Source organism: Streptomyces sp. RFCAC02, from assembly GCF_004193175.1.
Taxonomy (GTDB): domain Bacteria; phylum Actinomycetota; class Actinomycetes; order Streptomycetales; family Streptomycetaceae; genus Streptomyces.
Window position 1 is genome coordinate 5,745,537 of sequence record NZ_SAUH01000001.1, and the last position, 16,654, is coordinate 5,762,190.

The window sequence follows — 16,654 nt, forward strand, 5'->3', positions numbered from 1 at the left end:
CACGCCGTCACCCGCCCGCGCGCCGCCGCCGCACCTCCGCGACGGCGGCGCGCACGCGTTCCTCCCGCACCGGGTCGCCGATGCGCCGGGCGACCCGGAGGCAGCCGAGGAGCGGCAGCAGCCGCACGCCGTCGCCGCGGATCCGCGCCACCTCGTCGAACGCGAGGTCCAGCCGTTCCGCGGCCACCACCCGGTCCGCCGTGCCGAGCGCCGCCACCTGGTGGCCCAGCACCCGCGTCTCCCAGCTGTCGGCGCCCTCCGGCCGCGGCGGCGGAGGGCCGACCGGGTCCTGGACGTACGCCCGCATCGCGCACTGGGCCGCCGTGCGGTCGGCCCCCAGGGCCGCGTACGCCACGGCCGCCTGCCTCGCGTACCGGGCCGCGCCCGCGTCGTCCCCCGCCAGCTCGGCGACGCTGCCGCCGAATTCAAGGGCGCCGGCCCGGCCCGGCTCGTGCCCCATCGCCTCGAACACGGCCCGCGCGTCCGCGAGCATCGACCGGGCCGCCGCCGCGTCGCCGGTCAGCTGTTCGAGCACAGCGGCCGAGCAGCTCACCACCGCGTGCAGCACCGGCGCGTCCGCGACCTCGTCGCGCAGCCGCAGACAGCGTTCCAGAGCCCGGGGGAGCGGCGTGTCCCCGTACACGAGGAACAGCGACAGGTTGCCGTACACCTCGGCCGCACCCAGCTCCGCCCCGAACCGCCGCAGCCGCCCGTACGCCGACTCCAGCAGCGCCTCCGCGCGCCCGTAGTCGCCCGCGCGGGCGGACCGCAGGCCGTCCCACGTCTCCAGCCGCGCCAGGGCGCCCGGATCGTCCACCGCCAGCGCGAGGTCCCGCAGCGCCGGGTGCTCCCGGTCGCGCAGCACCGCGTCCGTGACCAGCAGATGACAGGCCGCCGGGGCGTTCGCCGTGTGCCGGGCCGAGGTGACGCGGGGGTCGGCCGTGACGGCGGCGATCCGCGCCAGCGCCTCGTCCGCCCTGCCCACCGCCCCGAGGGCGTACGTCTCCAGGGCCGCCGTCTCCAGGGCCAGGGCCGCGTCGCCGTCCCCGCCGCCCGAGAGCTCCCCGGCCCGGGCGCACAGCTCGACCGCCCTCGCCACCTCGGACCGCGCGATGGCCTGCCGCGCCGCCGCCACCAGCGACCGCGCCGCCAGCTCGGTGGCCGCCGTCTCCGCCGCGGACCCCGGGTCGAACTCCCGCCAGTGCCGCTGCCCGCGCACCGCGTGCAGCACCGCCGGCTCCAGCAGCGACGGGTCGTCCTGCACGGACCGCAGCAGCCCCTCGGCGATCGCCACGTGCACCCGCGCCCGGTCGCCGAGGACCATCTGCGCGTACGCCACCTCGGCCGCGATCCGGTTGCCGAACAGCCCGGCGGCGTGCAGCTCCTCCAGCGCCCCGTGCAGCTCCGCCTCGGTCAGGCCGCACACCGGGTCGAGGTCACCCGGCGCGATGTCGTGCTCCCCGGCGCCGAGGCAGGCCAGGACGTGCCGCGCCGCCGCGCCCAGCGGCTCGATGCGTGCCCCGATCACCGCCTCCGCCGACGGCGCGATCTCGTCCGTGATGCCGTCGCCCGCCAGCGCGGCGAGCTGTTCGAGGAACAGCGGGTTGCCCCGGCCGCGCCGCACCAGCAGCTCGGCGGTCCCGGCGGCGTGCAGCGTGAGGTCCCCGCCGACGGCGTCGAGCAGCGCCTCCGCGTCCGCGTCCGTGAGCGGCGGCACCCGGTACGTCCGGTCGGCGCCGTACCGGTCCGTGTCACGCCCGGCCAGTACGAAGACGCACCGGCCGGCGCCCCCGGGCAGCGGGCGCAGCAGGTCGCGGAAGGCGGGTGACGCGTGGTGGAAGTCGTCCACCAGCAGGACGACGGCGCCCTGCCGCTCGCCGGCCTCGGCCAGCGACCGGCGTACCGTCCAGGCCAGTTCCCTGGGCGACGGGGCCGGACCGCCGCCCCTGCGGGGCGCGGCACGGCCGGTGTCAGCCACGGCGGCGGCCAGGTCGCGGCGCACCCGCTCCAGACGCACCAGCTCGTGGTCGGCGTCGCCGGGGCGGCAGGTGACGCGGACGACCGCGCCGGGGCCGCCGTCCTCCCGAGCCAGCGCGTCGGCGAGCCGGTCGAGCACCCGGGACTTGCCGCTGCCGATCTCGCCGCGCAGCGCCAGCACGGTCACCCCGCCGCGGGCCGCCGCGTCCAGCACGTCGCGCCGCAGCCGGCCGAGCAGATCGGTCTGGTTCACGAACGTGCCGCCGGCCGCGCCCCGCGCGCCCGCCGCCCCGTCGGGGACGGCCGCCCAGGCGCGCAGCGGCCGTGCGAAGCCCTTCGCCGCGACCGGCGGCACCGGCTCGCACCGGACGCGGTCGCGGACCAGCAGCCAGGTGCGGACGTCCACGACCACGCCGTCCGCCGGGGCCGCCGCCTGGAGCCTGGCGGCGCGGTTCATCACCGGCCCGGTGGCGAACGACGAGTCGCGGTCCGTGGTCACCGCGCGCCCCGACGCGAGGCCGAAGCGCACCGTGAGCCGTACGCCGTGCCGTGCGGTGAACTCCGCGTTGCGCGCCGCGAGGCCGGCCAGCGCGTCGAGTGCCCCGCGGACGGCGCGCACCGCGTCGTCCTCGCCCGCCGCGTCCGCGCCGAAGACGCCGACCACCGCGTCGCCGATGAACTTCTCCAGGCGCCCGCCCGCCGCCGTCAGCGCCCCGCCGACCTCGGCGAAGTACCCCTCCAGGATGCCGTGCCACACCTGCGGGTCGAAGCGCTCCGCCAGCCGCGTCGAGCCCGAGATGTCGCAGAACACGACCGTGACGAGACGCAGCCGCGACGGTTCCGGCGCCTGCGCGAGCGAGCCGCCGCAGTACATGCAGAACACCGCCATCGGCGGATTCACCGCGTGGCACGCCGCGCACGCGAGACCGTCACCGCTCACCACACGACGCCACCGCCTTCCAGACCGTGCCCCTCCACGTCGCCCGCCACGTCGCCGATCTTGTGCCGGATGCGCACGAGGACCTCGATCTCCTCGTCGGTGAGGGAGTCCAGGGCGGCGAGCTGCTCCGGGCTCAGGCCGTCGGGGTCGAGCCCGAGCGGTGCCAGGCGTGATCGGTCGGTCATGGGTCGGCCCCCAGTTCTGTCAACAGCTCCACCAGTCCGTACGCGGTGGCCAGCGCGCTCGTGCGCACGAGCCGGCGCCGGCCCGCGTCGAGCGGCAGTTCCGCCAGCAGCCGCTCCAGGGCGGCGCCGTGGCCGAGGTCGAGTTCCGCGTGGCGCGCGAGCGTCCGGAACGCGTCGGGCGGCAGCCCCGTGCGTCCCGCGAGCAGCGCGTCGGCGCCCGGCCGGGGCGGGTTCCATTCGAGGACGGCGATGTGCCCGAGCAGCGCCACCGGGTGGGCGTGCCGCAGGTAGTAGTACTGGGCTCCCGCGAGCCGGGCCACGGCCGGGGATGGCACGCGGTCCACGAGGTCGCCCGGACTCCCGCCGGACGCGGCGTAGTCCTCGGCGAGCCACACCTCGTGGCCGTTCTCCTCGGCCGCCTGCTCGGCGAAGTACGCCGCGAGGCGGGTCTCGCCGCGCCGCACCGACTCCGCGAGCGCGTCGGCCAGCAGGGGAGAGGTCGCCCGCACCAGGTCGTGGGAGGTGAGGAGCCAGCGGCGGTACGCGGCGGCGGTGGACACCGAACGCCACATGGCCGCCGACGCCCGCCGCAGGTCGGGGCTCACCACGTCCAGCAGTCCGCGCAGCGTCATTCCGCTCCTCCCTCCGCCGCCCCCGACGTCAGGCCCGCGGCGTACGCCGCCCGCCGCGCGAGGACGCGCCGCGCCGCCGGGTCGGCGGCGGCCCGCCGCGCTGCCGCCCAGCACGGCCCGCACACCGAACGGGCCGTGTCCGGCACCACACCGGCGAGCCCGACGGGACCCGCCGTGCGCATCAGCCGCAGCACCGGGTCGGCGCGGAAGGCGGCCAGGGCGGCGCCCACGCCGGCGCCCGTCACGCGCCGCCGCAGCGCGTCGGGACCCGAACCGGTGATCACCGACTCGTTGCAGCACGCGGTGACCACGCCGTCGTAGCGCACGGTCGGCGAGTCCAGCAGCGCGCAGGGGCCGAAATCGGCGGACGGGCGGCCCGGCCCGGCGGGGAAGTGCCGCGCGCCGCGCCCGGCCGGCAGCCGCGGGACGACGCTCACCTCGGCCGCCGGGTGCGTGAAGCCCGCAGCCGGCGGTCCCCCGTCCGGCCCGGCCAGCACCTGGAGCACCAGATGGCAGCCCGCCGCCAGCACCGCTTCCGCTGCCCGCGCCGGCGTGCCGCCGCCCATGCCGGGCCGTTCGGCGTGGAACACGTCGGTGCTCAGGTAGACGGTGCCGACCGACGCAAGCACGGCGCGGACCCAGGCGGGCACGGCGCGCCGCGCCCAGGAACCGCTGGTGAACACGACCACGGCCTTGCCCGCGTCGCCCAGCCGCCGCACGGCGTACTCGAGTCCGCGCCGCTCCGCGAACGGCTCCCCGCCGGTGATGGCCACCGCGCGCAGCCCGGGCAGGTCCGCGAGCCCTCCCACGATCCCCTCGAACAGCGGCCGGTCCGTGATCGTCGGCCCCCGGGCCACCGAACCGACCGAGCAGTGCGCGCACTCCACCGGGCACCGGTCCGTCAGGAACAGCGCCACCGTCGCCCCGGGCACGCGCCGCAGCGCCGTCGCCCCCGCGTGCGTCAGACGTCGTCTCACCGACCCCTCCAGCCGAGCTCCACCGCGTCGCCGAAGCGTCCCGCGCCCCAGCGCCTGGCGAGGTCGCGGGGCCGCAGGCCGTCGAGCAGCGCCTCGACGGCCACCGTCATCCCGGCCGGCACCTCAGGGGCCGCCCCGAGCCCGACGCACGTCGCGCAGTACCCGTCGCACACGGGGGAGCCCGTGCGGCGTGCCGTCTCGACCGGGCCGAGGACCCGTACAGCGCGCAGCACCGCGTCCTGCGCCGACCGGCGTCTGATCTCCGGCCACCCGTCCCGTTCCGCGTGCCCGATGATCAGGTGCCGGGGCCGGTGCCGCCGGGCCAGGCTCTGGCGGGGGCAGGCGAGCACCGTGCCGTCGATGTCGAGCAGCGGCCACTGCGCGAACTCGCACGGATCGGCCGCCGCGTGCCCGGGACCGGCCCGCTCTGGCGCGGTGAACGCCCGCGCGCGGCCGGTCGGCTGCACCCGGCCGACGAGGGCCGGCACCCGGTCCCCGAACACGGCCCGCACATCGGCCAGTACCGCTTCGGTGTACGCGTCGTCGTCCGACGTGATGTGCACGCTCACCTCCGGCACGAGGCCGGCGACCGTCTCCAGGGCCGCCAGGGCGCCGGCGCGCGGCACCTCCCGTTCGTGGAAGGCGTCCAGGCTCGCCGAGAAGTGGTCGACGCCGGCCAGCGCCCGCAGCACCGGGGGCGGCACCCGGCCGTCGCGCGCGAAGAACATGCCCGACAGCACGGCGGTCCGCGCGCCGACCGCGCGGCAGCGTGCCGCGATGCCGGCGACCAGCGCGGGGCGCAGCAAAGGCTCGCCCCCGGACATGAGGACGGCCTCGGGGCGGTCGGCGGCCGTGAACGTCTCGGCGAACCGCAGGAACGGCGCCGCGCCGTACTGGGGCGCCCCGGGTCCCGACCGGGTCGAGCAGTGGGCGCAGCTCAGCGGGCAGCGGTCGGTCAGGGCGAGGAGCAGCCCCGCCGCCGGCCGGGTCCGCAGCCGCAGCAGGTCGGCCAGATGCACAACGACCCCTCCGTCACGACAGCAGTTTCGTCAGGGCGTCGACCAGGTCCTCCACGGCGTCCTCCTTCTCCGGACCGACCCGGTCCACGAGCGCGGCGAACCGGGTGACCACCCCCGACACCTCGGCCCGCCGGGCACGCGCCCTGCGGTCGGCGAGCATCAGGGCGAGGGCCGCGCAGCTCTGGTTGGCCAGCTCGGTCAGCAGGTCGATGGCCGACAGCTCGCCGATGCCGTCCAGCCGGGGATCGAGCACCTCGAGCACGCCCAGCACGTCGCCGTCGTGCTCGATCGGCGCGGCGAGGATCGTGTCGGGGACGAGCCCGGTGCCGGCGGCGAAGTCCCGGTTGAACCGCTCGTCGTCCGCGACGCCGCGCACGACGATGGGCTCGCCCGTGCCCGCGACCCAGCCGGCGATGCCGTGGTCGGCGGGGATGGCGACACCGATCAGCCGGTCCTCGCCCTCGCCGGACGACGCCTCGAAGACCAGCTCTTGCGACTCCTGGTCGTACAGGCACACCGAGGCGGCCGACGCGGCGAACGACAGGCGCGCGAGCCGGACCGTGGAGCGGAGGATCTCGTCATGGGTCGCGGTGGGATTCATGCTCGTGTGCTCCTCGCCGGTCTGCGCTCCACGTTGTCGGCGACGGCGGCGAGCACGTGCCGGAGCTGCGCGGTGCGGAAACGGGGGTGGCGCTCCAGCACGCGGGCGGCGAGACCGGCCACGTGCGGGGTCGCGAAGCTGTTGCCGGAGACGACCTTGGTGCCGCCGCCCGGCCAGGGGACCCGGACGTTCACCCCCGGCGCGAACACGTCCACCGGCGGTTCCGGGTTCACCTCCAGGTACTCGGGGTCGTCCACGGCGTGCGACCCGACCGAGATGACGGACGGGAAACGCCATGGATAGCTGATGATCGGACTGTTGTGGGCCGCCGACACGAGGGTCACGCCCGCGAACCAGGCGCGGTCGGCGAGGTCGTGCAGCCGCTCCTTGAGCGCCTCCTTGCGCGTCGACAGGCTCATGTTCACCAGGTCGAAACGCTGGTCCACGGCCCACTGGAGGGCGGCGAGCATCGCCTCGCCGTTGCCGCGCAGGTTGCGCGTCAGCACGCGGACGCTCGTCGTCTCGCAGTCGGGGGCCAGCCGCCGGATGATGCCCGCGCACGCCGTGCCGTGCCCGGCGACGTCCCCCACGTCGTCCGGCCCGACGGTCCACCCGCCGCCGTCCGTCTCCGCCGCCGCGAACAGCGCGACGTCGCCCACCAGCGGATGCGACGGATCGACGCCGCTGTCGATGACGCACACCCGCACGCCGCGTCCCGTCGCGTCCCCCCACGCCCAGGCACGGTCCACCGCGCCGGGCAGCGGCAGCACGTCGGGCGGCACGGTCGCGCCGGTCGAGGTGTGCGCGAACCGCACGGTGCGCGCCGCGCCGCTCATCCCGCGCCCACGGGCCGGTAGCCGAGGCCGCGCGCGACCGCGTCGAGCCGCTCGGGCCAGTTGAACTTGACGCTGGGGCACGGCCGGTGGCCCTCCCGCCACAGCTTGGGGCAGCTCCCGCCGCACACCGGCAGCAGCGGGCAGCGGCCGCACTGCTGCTTTCCGTCGCCCACCTGGTCGTACCAGTCGTCGAACTGCCCGGCGGGCCGCGGCGCGGAGTCGGCCAGTCCGTCCACCGTGGCGACGACCCCCGTGGCCTCGGCGCCGGGCACCAGCGGGTGCTCGGAGCAGGCGAAGACCCGGCCCGACGGGTCCAGGATCTCCCGCCGCCGCGAGGTCGCGGCGCAGGTGGTGCGCTTGACGACGTTCGGCATGGCCGGGAAGCCGAGCCCGAGGCGCCGCGCCAGCCGCAGCCACTCGGCCTCGCGCCGGGCGTAGCGCCTGGCCTCCAGCTCGACGGCGGACACGTCGTTGCCCCAGGAGTGGACCGGCATGGGGTGCACCTCGACCTGCGGGGACGCGAGGCCGAAGCACGCGAGGTCCACCAAGAGGTCGGCGACGTCGTCCTCGTTGGTCTCGTCGACGTTCATGCGGATGCCGATCCGCAGCCCGGGCACGGTCCGCTCCCGCACCGCACGGGCCAGCGCGGCGACGGTGCGGTGGAAGCTGCCGCGCCCGTTCCGCTTGAGGCGGCGCCGGTCGTGCACCGCCTGCGGGCCGTCGATCGTGACCTCCAGGGCGGCGACCTTGAGGTCGTGATGCAGTTCGTGGAGGGTGCGCGGGGTCAGCAGGCTGCCGTTCGTCACGAGGCGGGCGCGGTAACGCTTCCCGTGCTCCCCGGCCGCCGCGAGGAAACGCCGCGTCATGTCCCGCACGACGCGCAGCGCGAGCAGCGGTTCGCCGCCGAACCAGGTGACGGTGACCTCGTCCACCTCCGGGTCGGCGAACATGGCCTCGACGCGCGCGACGACCCGCTCCACCCGCGCGCGGTCCACCGGGGCCTTGAAGTGCTCCTGGCCGCAGTAGTCGCACGCCATGTTGCAGTAGCTCGTCGGCATGATCGTCACGCCGCGCGCGCCCGGCGCGTCCGACGCCGCGCGGTAGCCGGCGAGGACGGCGCCGAGTTCGTCCTCGGCCGTGTCCACGACGGCGTGCCGGGCGGCCAGGTCGGACAGACCGTCGGCGCCGATGGCCGCGATGGCGTCCGCGTCGCCCCGGGCCAGCAGTGCCGCCGTGTCCGCGTCCACGGCGAAGGCGGCCGCGTCGCGCGCCGAGTACGCCATCCGCACGGTACGCCCCGCGCCGTCGCGGTACTCCGTGTCGCCCAGCAGCAGGTAGCGGCTGCGTGCCCAGGTCATGACCAGTCTCCCGACGCCGCCGTGAGGTCGATCCGCAGGTCCGCCGACGCCGCGTTGAACGCGTCGCCCGGACCCACCGCGAGCCGCAGGGTCACGCCCCGCCCGGGCGCGCCCGCCGGGCCGGCGGGCAGGCACAGGGCTGCCGCCGTGCGCACTCCGTGGACGTCCGCCGCCCGCCCGATGAACCGCGCCACCGTCCGGTCGGCGCACTCCACCCCGCGCACCCCGCCGCCGGCCACCGTCACCGTCACCGGGTGGCCGGCGAGGTCGGTGCCGAGCGCGGTCGCCCGGTTCACCAGGAGGGTGCCGTCCGCGACGAACACGCCGTCGGCGCCCGTGAGCGGCGCCTCCGCCGTGCCGCGCGCGCTGCCGCGCCGGGCACCTGACGTCGTGCAGACCAGTTCGGCCGCGCCGCCGCCCGAGCCGACCCGGATCCGCCGCCCGAGACCGGCGGCCAGCGCGTCCGCCGCCGCGTCGAGTTCGGCGTCGGGGCGCCACAGGTCGAGCGGTGAGCGGTCCGCCGTGCCCGCGAGCCGCAGCACCCCGGGGGGCAGGCCGAGCACCGCGTCGGACAGCACGACGACGGCCGTGCGCGGTTCCGCCGCGTCGGCGGCGACGCGCCGCTCCACCGCCGCAGGGGGCGCGTGCCCCGCCGCGCGTACGACGCACCGGGCGCCGTACGCCCTGGCGTACGCCGCGAGCAGCGCCGCCTCCGCCGCGCGGTGCGGCGCGAAGACGACGACGAAGCGCTCCGCACCGCTGCCGCGCAGGAGACCGCCGGTGATCTGCCGCACCGCCGGACGCCAGCGGTCCGTCCGCGCCGCCTCCCGCGGCTGCGCCGGGGCCGCCATCAGGCCGCCCCGTCCGACGTCATGACCTTCTCGCCCGTCCCGCCGGCGCCGTCGTCCCGCTCACCGGCCTCCGCCGCGCGCGCCGCGTACCGGGCGAGCGGGCGGATCGCGCACACTCCCGCGATGATCATCATGAGTGCCCCGCATCCATAGATGGTGTCGATCCGGCCGACATGCACACCCCACACCTCGCCGTCCAGATCGCGCAGCGCCGTACTGGCGAGGAAACCGGTCACCGCCATCGAGAGAATCGATGCCAGATAAACGGTCGGATTGAGCACCGAGTTGATGCGTCCGAGCAGATGCTGTGGCGTCGCCCGCAGCACCAGCGGCCCGACGACGACATTCACCGAAGCGATGGAAATGCTCGCGAGCGAGAGCAGCGCGAGAGCGAACCAGAGGGACGACTGCCGCGAATAGAGCAGCACGATGACACCGGTCACCAGAATGCCGTACGCGAACGTCCGGGTCTCCCCGAGTTTCCGCGCGAACTTCGCGGCGACGAGCGACCCGGCGATACTTCCCACGCCGAACGCGGCATTCAGCGTGCCGAGCCAGCCGGCGTCCGTGTGCAGATTGTCCGTGACGAAGAAGACGTTCAGCACATTGAGGGCGCCGACCCCCACCATGTAGACGAAGACCGTGCCGACGACGACGAGAAGCATCCGGTTTCCCACGAAGAACCGGAAACCCTCCAGCAACTCCGCGCGGAACGCCCGGGATCCCTTTCCGTCCTCGCGCGCCCGGCCGCCGGCCGGCACCCGGATCAGCCGGATCGCCGCGTACGACACGAGGAAGGAGCAGACATTGACCACGAGGGCCCACTGCTCCCCGACACCGAACAGCAGGGGCGCGGCGAGCGGCGGGCCGATGATGGCCGCCGTCCCCGACGTCGCCGTGAGCAGGCCGAACGCCCGGGTGCGGTGGTCCGCGTGGACCATGGACGCGATCAGCGAGAACCGCGCCGGGTTGAAGAACTGCGCCGCCGAACTGCTGAGCGCCACCATCAGGTAGATCAGCGCCACCTGGAGCCAGGCCGGCCAGCTCCCGCCCGCCAGCGGGATGACCAGCAGCACGCCGATGAACGCCGCGCGCAGCAGGTCCGCCACCCGCATGACGCGCGCGTGGTCCCACCGGTCCACGTACACCCCGGCCACCGGGCCGACCAGCAGCACCGGCAGCGCCGCGGCGAGCAGCACCCCGCTCACCGCGGCGGGCGCCCACGGCTCGCCCGCCGCGACGCTCGCACCGATCCACAGGAGCACGGTCGTGTTGAACACCTGGTCGCCGATGACGGACACGGCCTGGCTGAACCACAGACGCTGCCAGTTGCGCTCCCGCCACAGGGGCACCGGCGCACCGGGCACCCCGCCGGCCGCGGCCTCCGTGCCGCGCGCCGCGCCGCCGTCGCTCACTCGGCGCCCCCGGGCGCCCGCAGCGCGCTCAGCAGGGGGCCGGGGGAGCGGGCGGCCGGGGTCTCGCGGGCCAGCAGCTCCCGCGCCCGTCCCGACGCGGCCAGGTCCGCCGTGTACGCGGCGAACAGCGCGGCGCGCTCCCGCAGCAGTTCCCCGCGGTCCGCGCCGGCGAACACCGGGGGCAGCGCCTCACGCAGTTCGGGCCGTTCGTCCGCCGCGCGCTCCAGCGCCTTCCGCAGGAGCAGCGCCCACGTGACGGGGCGCAGCGCCACCGACAGGTGCAGCGACGGCTCGTCCGCCGCCTCGGCCGCGTGGACGAACCCGCGCGGCACGTACAGGCAGTCGCCCGGCCGCAGGACCACGTCGACGACCGGATCGTCCGGCGCCGTGCCGGGGGCGCCGCGGTGCTCGCGCAGCGGCCAGGGGGTGACGGGCGGGCTCACGCGCCAGTGCTTCGAGCCGGCGACCTGCCGGACGAAGACGCTCGCCGTGTCGTGGTGCGGCGCGACGCCCGGGTGCCCGGCGGGGGTCAGGAACGCCGTCACGTACGTGTCGTAACCCGTCGCCTCGGACACGGCGCCCGCAAAATCCGCTATCGGCGGGGAATACGCCTTGAGGTTCTCCAGGATCAGGGTCGCGCCGGCGTCCACACGCCGCGCGACTTCCGCGCCGTCGGCCACCCGGTCGTTCGCGGAACGGCCGTAGACACCGGGTAATGCCAACGCCATTGGCCTCACGGGTCGGCCACCCGCGGTCAGCCGTACGGAATCGAGCGGGAAGCCGCGGGCGAGCATCGCGTCGACGCTTTCCCACGACAGAAGATCGTCGCAGTCGCCCAGCCCGGTGCTGAGGAGGGGGTGGCGTTCCCACGCGGATTCCAGCGCCGTGGTGTCTTCGACGAGGCGGAGCAGGCAGTCCATGGCCCTCCTTCGAGGGTGCGCCCGGGATCTCGCGAGGAGAGTACGCCCGGTCACCCAGCGGCAGCAACCGTTGACAGAAACATGCGGCTGTGCAACCGCGTGACGCGTAATGGAGTCATGCGGCGCGGCCGGGAAAAGCCTTCGGAAACCCTCTTCACGTTTTCTTCGCCGGACTTGACAGGTATCTGGCGGGGCGGGAATCTGAACTGCGCCGCGCTCGCGGCGCTCGATCGTGTCGGGGGGCACCGGGAACCGGTTCGTAAAACCGGCCGGAAATACAGGTCATCCCCTGCCGCGACGTTCCACAGCAATGGCGCCATTCGCGCCGGCATGCGCCGGCGACCCCATGCACCGACACGCGATGGAGGTATGCCATGTCCGAGGAGAACGAGCCCGGCAAGGAAGAGATCGAGGCCGCCGAGACCGAGGTCGAGCAGGCCGAGGCCGACGTCGAGGGCCACGGCATCAGCGCCGAGGTGGAGGTCGACTCGCCCGTGCTCGACGTCAACTTCGGCTGCTGACCAGCCCTCCGGCCCGGCCCCGCGGCGGCACCGCTCCCGCCCCGGCGCCGGGCCACCCCGACGCGCACGCGACCGGCCGGACGGCGGAGGGACCCTCGTGACCGACACCATGACACGTCGCTCGACACCGTTCGGCTTCCTCTCCGACACCCGCCGCGCGCCCACCGGCCGCGCCGAGGCCCTGCGCACCGTGACGGAACTCCTCGACCGGGACGGGACGGCGAGCCTCTACCGCGCCTGCAACCTCCTCGCCCTCGTCCACTTCCGCACCGGCGACGCCGCCGGGGCACGCAGGCTCTGCCTCGCCCAGATCGCGTACGCGCGCGCCCACCGGCACACCGACCGCGGCCTGCGCCTCGCCGTCCTCGCGCTCCAGCCGCAGGTCAACCTCATCCGCCTCAAGGGGTACGCACCCCGGCACGCGGACACGGCGCTGCGTGAACTGGCCGCCCTGGAACCGCTGATCGACGGCCGGGGCACCCGTCTTCCCGACTACGCGCTCGACGACGCCACCGCCCGCCGCGCCGTGGACGAGGGCGTGCTCGACCGCACGGTGCTGCGCAACGTCGTCGTCCAGGACACCTGCCAGATCCTGTGGCGCCACCACCGGCACGACCGGCTCACCGCCGCCGCCGCGCGCCTCGCCGGCCGGTGGCCCGGACTGCCCGAGACCCGGTGCGTGCAGCACGCCGCCGAAGCGCCCTGGCTGGTGGACGCGGCGGCGCAGCCGGAGGTCCGGCCCGGACTCCTCGACGGGCCGCCCGGCGCCGCCCGCCGCCTCGCGTACGTCCGTCTCCTGCACATCGCCCACGCCGGCACCGACCCGGCGGCCGGTGACGGCCGCCGCGCACGGGCGCGGGAACTCGTCACCCACCTCGCGGCGCGCCGGGACGTCCTCGACGGCCCGTTCGCCGATCCGGTGACCCCGCTGCGCTGGCTCGGCTCGCTCGCCCTCACCGCCGAACGGGCCGGTCTCCCGGCCGTCGCCCGGTCGCTGTTCGCCGAACTCGCCGCTGACCCGGCCGCGGCGGCCGACCCCGTGCTCGACCGCCTCACGCGCGAGCGGGCCGGCCTCGGCCCCCGCCCGGCGCCCCCCGGCGAGAAGGACCCCGTGCCGGCCGCCCTGACCGCCCGCGTCAGCGCGCGGCTCGGCGCCGGAACCGGCCACCGGGACGACTGGACGGGACCAGTGCACGAACGACTCGAGGAGTGACGAGGGTGCCCGACGGCGACCTGCTCTACCCCGTGGACCCGCTGGTCGTCGAATCGACGGGCGGCGCCCTCGTCCTCTCCAGCCCGCGGCTGCGCACCCGCCTGCGCGTCATCCCCTCCGTCGCCGCCCTGCTGCTCGCCGCGCGCGACGGTGTGCCCGACGACGGCGACGGCACGGTGACCCGCCTGGCCGAGGCCGGGTTCCTGGTCCGCAAGGAGGAGGCCGCCGACGCGCCGGGGACGCCGTGGGACGTGTGGGGCACCACCGCGTGGAGCCTGCACAACCGCACCCGCGACACCCCGTTCGTCGGCACGCGCGCGGACGACCCGGCCGCGCGCGAGCGGGTGCTCGCCGCGATCGAGGCGTACCCGCGGCCCCCGTCCGTCCGCGCCCCGGCGAGCGACCGCGTGCTGCTGCTGCCGCGCGTCCGCACCGTATCGAGCGTGCCGTACCGCGATGTCCTCGAACAGCGCCGCACACACCGCGACTTCGAGGAAGCGCCGATCGCCCTCGACGCGTTCTCCGACATGCTGCACTACTGCTTCGCGCCCCTGCGGTTCGCGGACGCGGGCCCCATGGGGGTCCTCCAGCTCCGCGCCGCCGCGTCGGGCGGGGCACGGCACGAGACCGAGGCGTTCGTCTTCGTCCTCGACGTCGAGCACGTCCGGCCCGGCCTCTACCACTACGACGGCATCCGCCACGGCCTCGTCCCGCTCGATCCGTCCGCCGGCCGCGACGTTCTGGAGCACCTGACGCACCACCAAGGTTTTTTCAAGCGCGCCGCGTTCGGGGTGCTCACCGCCGCCGTGGCCCACCGCATGGCCTGGAAGTACCAGCACCCCCGGGCCTACAAGCTGCTGCTGCAGAACATCGGGCACGTCGCACAGGTCTTCTCCATGACCGCGACCGCGCTCGGCCTGGGCGCCGCGCTCACCGGCGCGATCCGCGACACGGAGGCGGACACCCTGCTCGGCCTCGAACAGCCCGCCGAGTTCACGACGTTCGCCCTGGCCTGCGGCGTCCCCGTGCGCCGCCCCGACGGGCTGCCGCTGTCGATCCGGACGCCCGGCGAACCGTTCGGCGGCCACTGACCCGCGCGGGAACGGGCCGGCGCCGCCCGGTTCACCAGCCCGCGCCGGCCCGCACCCGGTTCGCGCGATTGATCCGGTTGAAGAAGTTCGTCAGCGCGACCTCCAGGACGAGCGTGCCCATCTGCTCCTCGGTGAAGTGGGCGGCGGCGGCCTCCCGTATCCCGTCGGTCACGCCCGCCGCACCGTCCTGCACGCGGGTCGCCGCCTCGGCCAAAGCGAGCGCCGCCCGCTCCTCGTCGGTGAAGTACGGCGTCTCCCGCCAGGCGGCCACGGCGTGCAGCCGCGTATCGGTCTCGCCGTGCGGCTTCGCCCCCTCGACACCGGCGACCACGCACGGGCTGCAGCCGTTGATCTGACTGGTCCGCAGGTGGACGAGCTGCAGCAGGCGCGGTTCGACGCCGCCGGCGTGCACCGCCCTGACGAGCTGCTGGATCGCCGTGACCACGTCGGGCTCCGCCGTCCTCTTCGCGCGTGTTTCCATCGGTCCGCTCCTTCGTCGGTCACCTGGACCGGTCGGGGTTCGTCATCACCCATGACGGAGCAGGCCCGAGAAAGGGAAGCCGTGCCCGCAGGAAGCTGCGGGGCGCCGGCTCGCCGGCCGCCGCGGGGCCACCGCAGCGGGAGGTGGTGCGGGCCTTCCTGGCGGCGGCGCGCGAGGGGGATTTCGAGGGGCTGCTGCGCGTGCTCGACCCCGGTGTCCGGCTGACGGCCGAGACCCCCGGCGGCACCGTGGTCACCCTCGGCGCCACCCGGGTCGCCGCCGGCGCGCGGCCGGCCGGTGACACGGCCGTGCGGGGGCGCGACGTCATCGTGGACGGCCGGCCCGGCATCGTGTCCTGGCGCGCGGACGGCACGCCGCTGTCGGTCATGGCGTTCACCGTCGCCGGCGGCAGGATCACCGCCATCACCGTCGTGGCCGATCCGGGCCGGCTCGCGTCGCTCGACCTGCCGGCCCCGGTGTGAGCGGCGCCCGTGCTCAGGCCCGCGGGTCGACCAGGACCTTGGCGTGCGTGCTGCGGCCGGAGTCCAGCTCCGCCAGCATGCCGTCGAGGTCCGACAGGCCGATGGTGCCGGTGTGCAGCGCGGCGACGTCGATGCGCCCCTGGGCGATGGCCCGCATCGTCCCGACGAAGTCCTCGTGGTTGTAGGCGAGCGAGCCGATGACGGTCAGCTCCCGGCTCTGCCAGTCCCCGTAGCTCACGGTGGAAGGGGTGAGCGGGAAGCCGAGCAGCGCGAGGACACCGCCGCGCCGCACGAGTTCGGCGGACGGCTGGAGCAGGGACGCGACGCCCGCGCACTCGAACAGCACGTCGGCGCCGAGCCCGCCGGTGACGTCCTGGAGCAGCGGGGCCAGACCGTCCGGCGCCACGACGTCGGTGAAGCCGAGCCGCTGCGCCGCCGCCCTGCGCGCCTCCGACGGCTCGGAGACGATGATCCGTCCGGCGCCGGCGTTCCGCGCGTGCTGGGCCGTCAGCAGGCCGATCGGCCCCGCGCCCTGGACGACGGCGACGGAGCCCAGCTCCATCCCGACGCGGCGGACGGCGTGGAAGGTGACGGTCGCCGGCTCCACGAGCGCGGCCTCGACGTCGGTGATCCCGTCCGGCACCGGCAGGACCCGCCGCGCGGCCACCCGCACCCGCGTGGCGAACGCCCCGTGCGCCGGCGCCGCCGCGTCCACGCCGTTGGCCTCGGCGAACACGGTGTCGCACTGGCGGGCGTGTCCGGCGACGCACTGACGGCACCGTCCGCACGCCGGGCCGACCCCGCCGACGACCCGCTGGCCCACCGCCAGCCCCGTGACCCCGTCACCGACGGCGCGGATCGTCCCGGTCCACTCGTGGCCGAAGACGGCGGGCGGCAGCATGTGGCCGTCCGTCCAGCCGTGGACGTCCGTCCCGCAGATGCCGGTGTACGTGATGTCCACGACGACACCGTCGGGCGCCGGCAGGTCCACCGGGGCGTCCTCGGCCCACCGGAGCTGCCGGGGGCCGCTCACCGTCGCGTAGCGTTCTCCATCATTCATGACAAAAACGTTCCTTCGCTCCTGTTGCCGCGACCCGCCAGGAGTCCGGCTTATCCCTCCATTCAACACCGGCGCCGGACGGCACACGGGACCGC

The 16,654-nt window shown here is 75.8% G+C and carries 17 protein-coding genes; 4 read left to right on the top strand and 13 right to left on the bottom strand.

Annotated elements, in window-relative coordinates; all coding sequences use genetic code 11:
- Window positions 1–7: 7 nt before the first annotated feature.
- Genes EMA09_RS26485 through EMA09_RS26535 form a run of 11 tightly spaced genes read right to left on the bottom strand, consistent with a single transcriptional unit; the run spans window position 8 to window position 11,711 of the window.
- Window positions 8–2,917: an adenylate/guanylate cyclase domain-containing protein gene (locus EMA09_RS26485; RefSeq protein ID WP_129843476.1), complete on the bottom strand. Its 2,910-nt coding sequence runs from the start codon at window positions 2,915–2,917 to the stop codon at window positions 8–10.
- Complete coding sequence (locus EMA09_RS26490; protein WP_129843477.1) at window positions 2,914–3,102, bottom strand: aroma-sacti cluster domain-containing protein; 189 nt, start codon at window positions 3,100–3,102, stop codon at window positions 2,914–2,916. Before EMA09_RS26490 ends, EMA09_RS26485 begins: the two co-directional genes overlap by 4 nt.
- Entirely contained in the window at window positions 3,099–3,734 is a 636-nt protein-coding gene (locus EMA09_RS26495; RefSeq protein WP_129843478.1) for an iron-containing redox enzyme family protein, read from the bottom strand. The genes EMA09_RS26490 and EMA09_RS26495 overlap by 4 nt, the downstream gene beginning before the upstream one ends.
- On the bottom strand, window positions 3,731–4,711 hold the full coding sequence (locus EMA09_RS26500) for a hypothetical protein (RefSeq protein WP_129843479.1): 981 nt from the start codon (window positions 4,709–4,711) through the stop codon (window positions 3,731–3,733). Before EMA09_RS26500 ends, EMA09_RS26495 begins: the two co-directional genes overlap by 4 nt.
- Window positions 4,708–5,730: a radical SAM protein gene (locus tag EMA09_RS26505; RefSeq protein WP_129843480.1), complete on the bottom strand. Its 1,023-nt coding sequence runs from the start codon at window positions 5,728–5,730 to the stop codon at window positions 4,708–4,710. The genes EMA09_RS26500 and EMA09_RS26505 overlap by 4 nt, the downstream gene beginning before the upstream one ends.
- Before the next feature lie 13 nt (window positions 5,731–5,743).
- Window positions 5,744–6,331, bottom strand: a complete 588-nt coding sequence (locus EMA09_RS26510; protein ID WP_129843481.1) for a GAF domain-containing protein — start codon at window positions 6,329–6,331, stop codon at window positions 5,744–5,746.
- Window positions 6,328–7,167, bottom strand: a complete 840-nt coding sequence (locus EMA09_RS26515; RefSeq protein ID WP_129843482.1) for a S8 family serine peptidase — start codon at window positions 7,165–7,167, stop codon at window positions 6,328–6,330. Before EMA09_RS26515 ends, EMA09_RS26510 begins: the two co-directional genes overlap by 4 nt.
- Window positions 7,164–8,525 (bottom strand): radical SAM protein, encoded by a 1,362-nt coding sequence (locus EMA09_RS26520; RefSeq protein ID WP_129843483.1) that lies wholly within the window; start codon window positions 8,523–8,525, stop codon window positions 7,164–7,166. Before EMA09_RS26520 ends, EMA09_RS26515 begins: the two co-directional genes overlap by 4 nt.
- Window positions 8,522–9,376 carry a hypothetical protein gene (locus EMA09_RS26525; protein WP_129843484.1) on the bottom strand — a complete coding sequence of 285 codons (855 nt, stop codon included), beginning with the start codon at window positions 9,374–9,376 and terminating at the stop codon, window positions 8,522–8,524. Before EMA09_RS26525 ends, EMA09_RS26520 begins: the two co-directional genes overlap by 4 nt.
- Window positions 9,376–10,791 carry an MFS transporter gene (locus EMA09_RS26530; RefSeq protein WP_129843485.1) on the bottom strand — a complete coding sequence of 472 codons (1,416 nt, stop codon included), beginning with the start codon at window positions 10,789–10,791 and terminating at the stop codon, window positions 9,376–9,378. The genes EMA09_RS26525 and EMA09_RS26530 overlap by 1 nt, the downstream gene beginning before the upstream one ends.
- On the bottom strand, window positions 10,788–11,711 hold the full coding sequence (locus tag EMA09_RS26535) for a cupin domain-containing protein (RefSeq protein ID WP_129843486.1): 924 nt from the start codon (window positions 11,709–11,711) through the stop codon (window positions 10,788–10,790). Before EMA09_RS26535 ends, EMA09_RS26530 begins: the two co-directional genes overlap by 4 nt.
- Before the next feature lie 374 nt (window positions 11,712–12,085).
- Here EMA09_RS26535 and EMA09_RS28565 point away from each other — a divergent pair, with 374 nt between their 5' ends.
- The 3 genes from EMA09_RS28565 (at window position 12,086) to EMA09_RS26545 (ending at window position 14,536) form a co-directional block, all read left to right on the top strand.
- Window positions 12,086–12,232, top strand: coding sequence for a hypothetical protein (locus tag EMA09_RS28565; protein WP_168220815.1), 147 nt, complete (start codon window positions 12,086–12,088; stop codon window positions 12,230–12,232).
- Window positions 12,233–12,329: 97 nt separating this feature from the next.
- Window positions 12,330–13,445, top strand: coding sequence for a hypothetical protein (locus tag EMA09_RS26540; protein WP_129843487.1), 1,116 nt, complete (start codon window positions 12,330–12,332; stop codon window positions 13,443–13,445).
- Window positions 13,446–13,450: 5 nt separating this feature from the next.
- Window positions 13,451–14,536, top strand: coding sequence for a SagB/ThcOx family dehydrogenase (locus tag EMA09_RS26545; RefSeq protein WP_168220816.1), 1,086 nt, complete (start codon window positions 13,451–13,453; stop codon window positions 14,534–14,536).
- Window positions 14,537–14,567: 31 nt separating this feature from the next.
- On the opposite strand, the gene EMA09_RS26550 is transcribed toward EMA09_RS26545, so the two are convergent.
- Window positions 14,568–15,017 carry a carboxymuconolactone decarboxylase family protein gene (locus EMA09_RS26550; protein WP_129843489.1) on the bottom strand — a complete coding sequence of 150 codons (450 nt, stop codon included), beginning with the start codon at window positions 15,015–15,017 and terminating at the stop codon, window positions 14,568–14,570.
- Between EMA09_RS26550 and EMA09_RS26555 the strand changes: the two genes are divergently transcribed.
- Window positions 15,008–15,499, top strand: a complete 492-nt coding sequence (locus EMA09_RS26555) for a nuclear transport factor 2 family protein (RefSeq protein WP_129843490.1) — start codon at window positions 15,008–15,010, stop codon at window positions 15,497–15,499. The genes EMA09_RS26550 and EMA09_RS26555 overlap by 10 nt on opposite strands.
- A 13-nt stretch (window positions 15,500–15,512) precedes the next feature.
- On the opposite strand, the gene EMA09_RS26560 is transcribed toward EMA09_RS26555, so the two are convergent.
- The gene (locus EMA09_RS26560) at window positions 15,513–16,559 is read right to left on the bottom strand and encodes a zinc-binding dehydrogenase (RefSeq protein ID WP_129843491.1); all 1,047 of its coding nucleotides are present in this window, start codon (window positions 16,557–16,559) and stop codon (window positions 15,513–15,515) included.
- Window positions 16,560–16,654 lie beyond the last annotated feature (95 nt).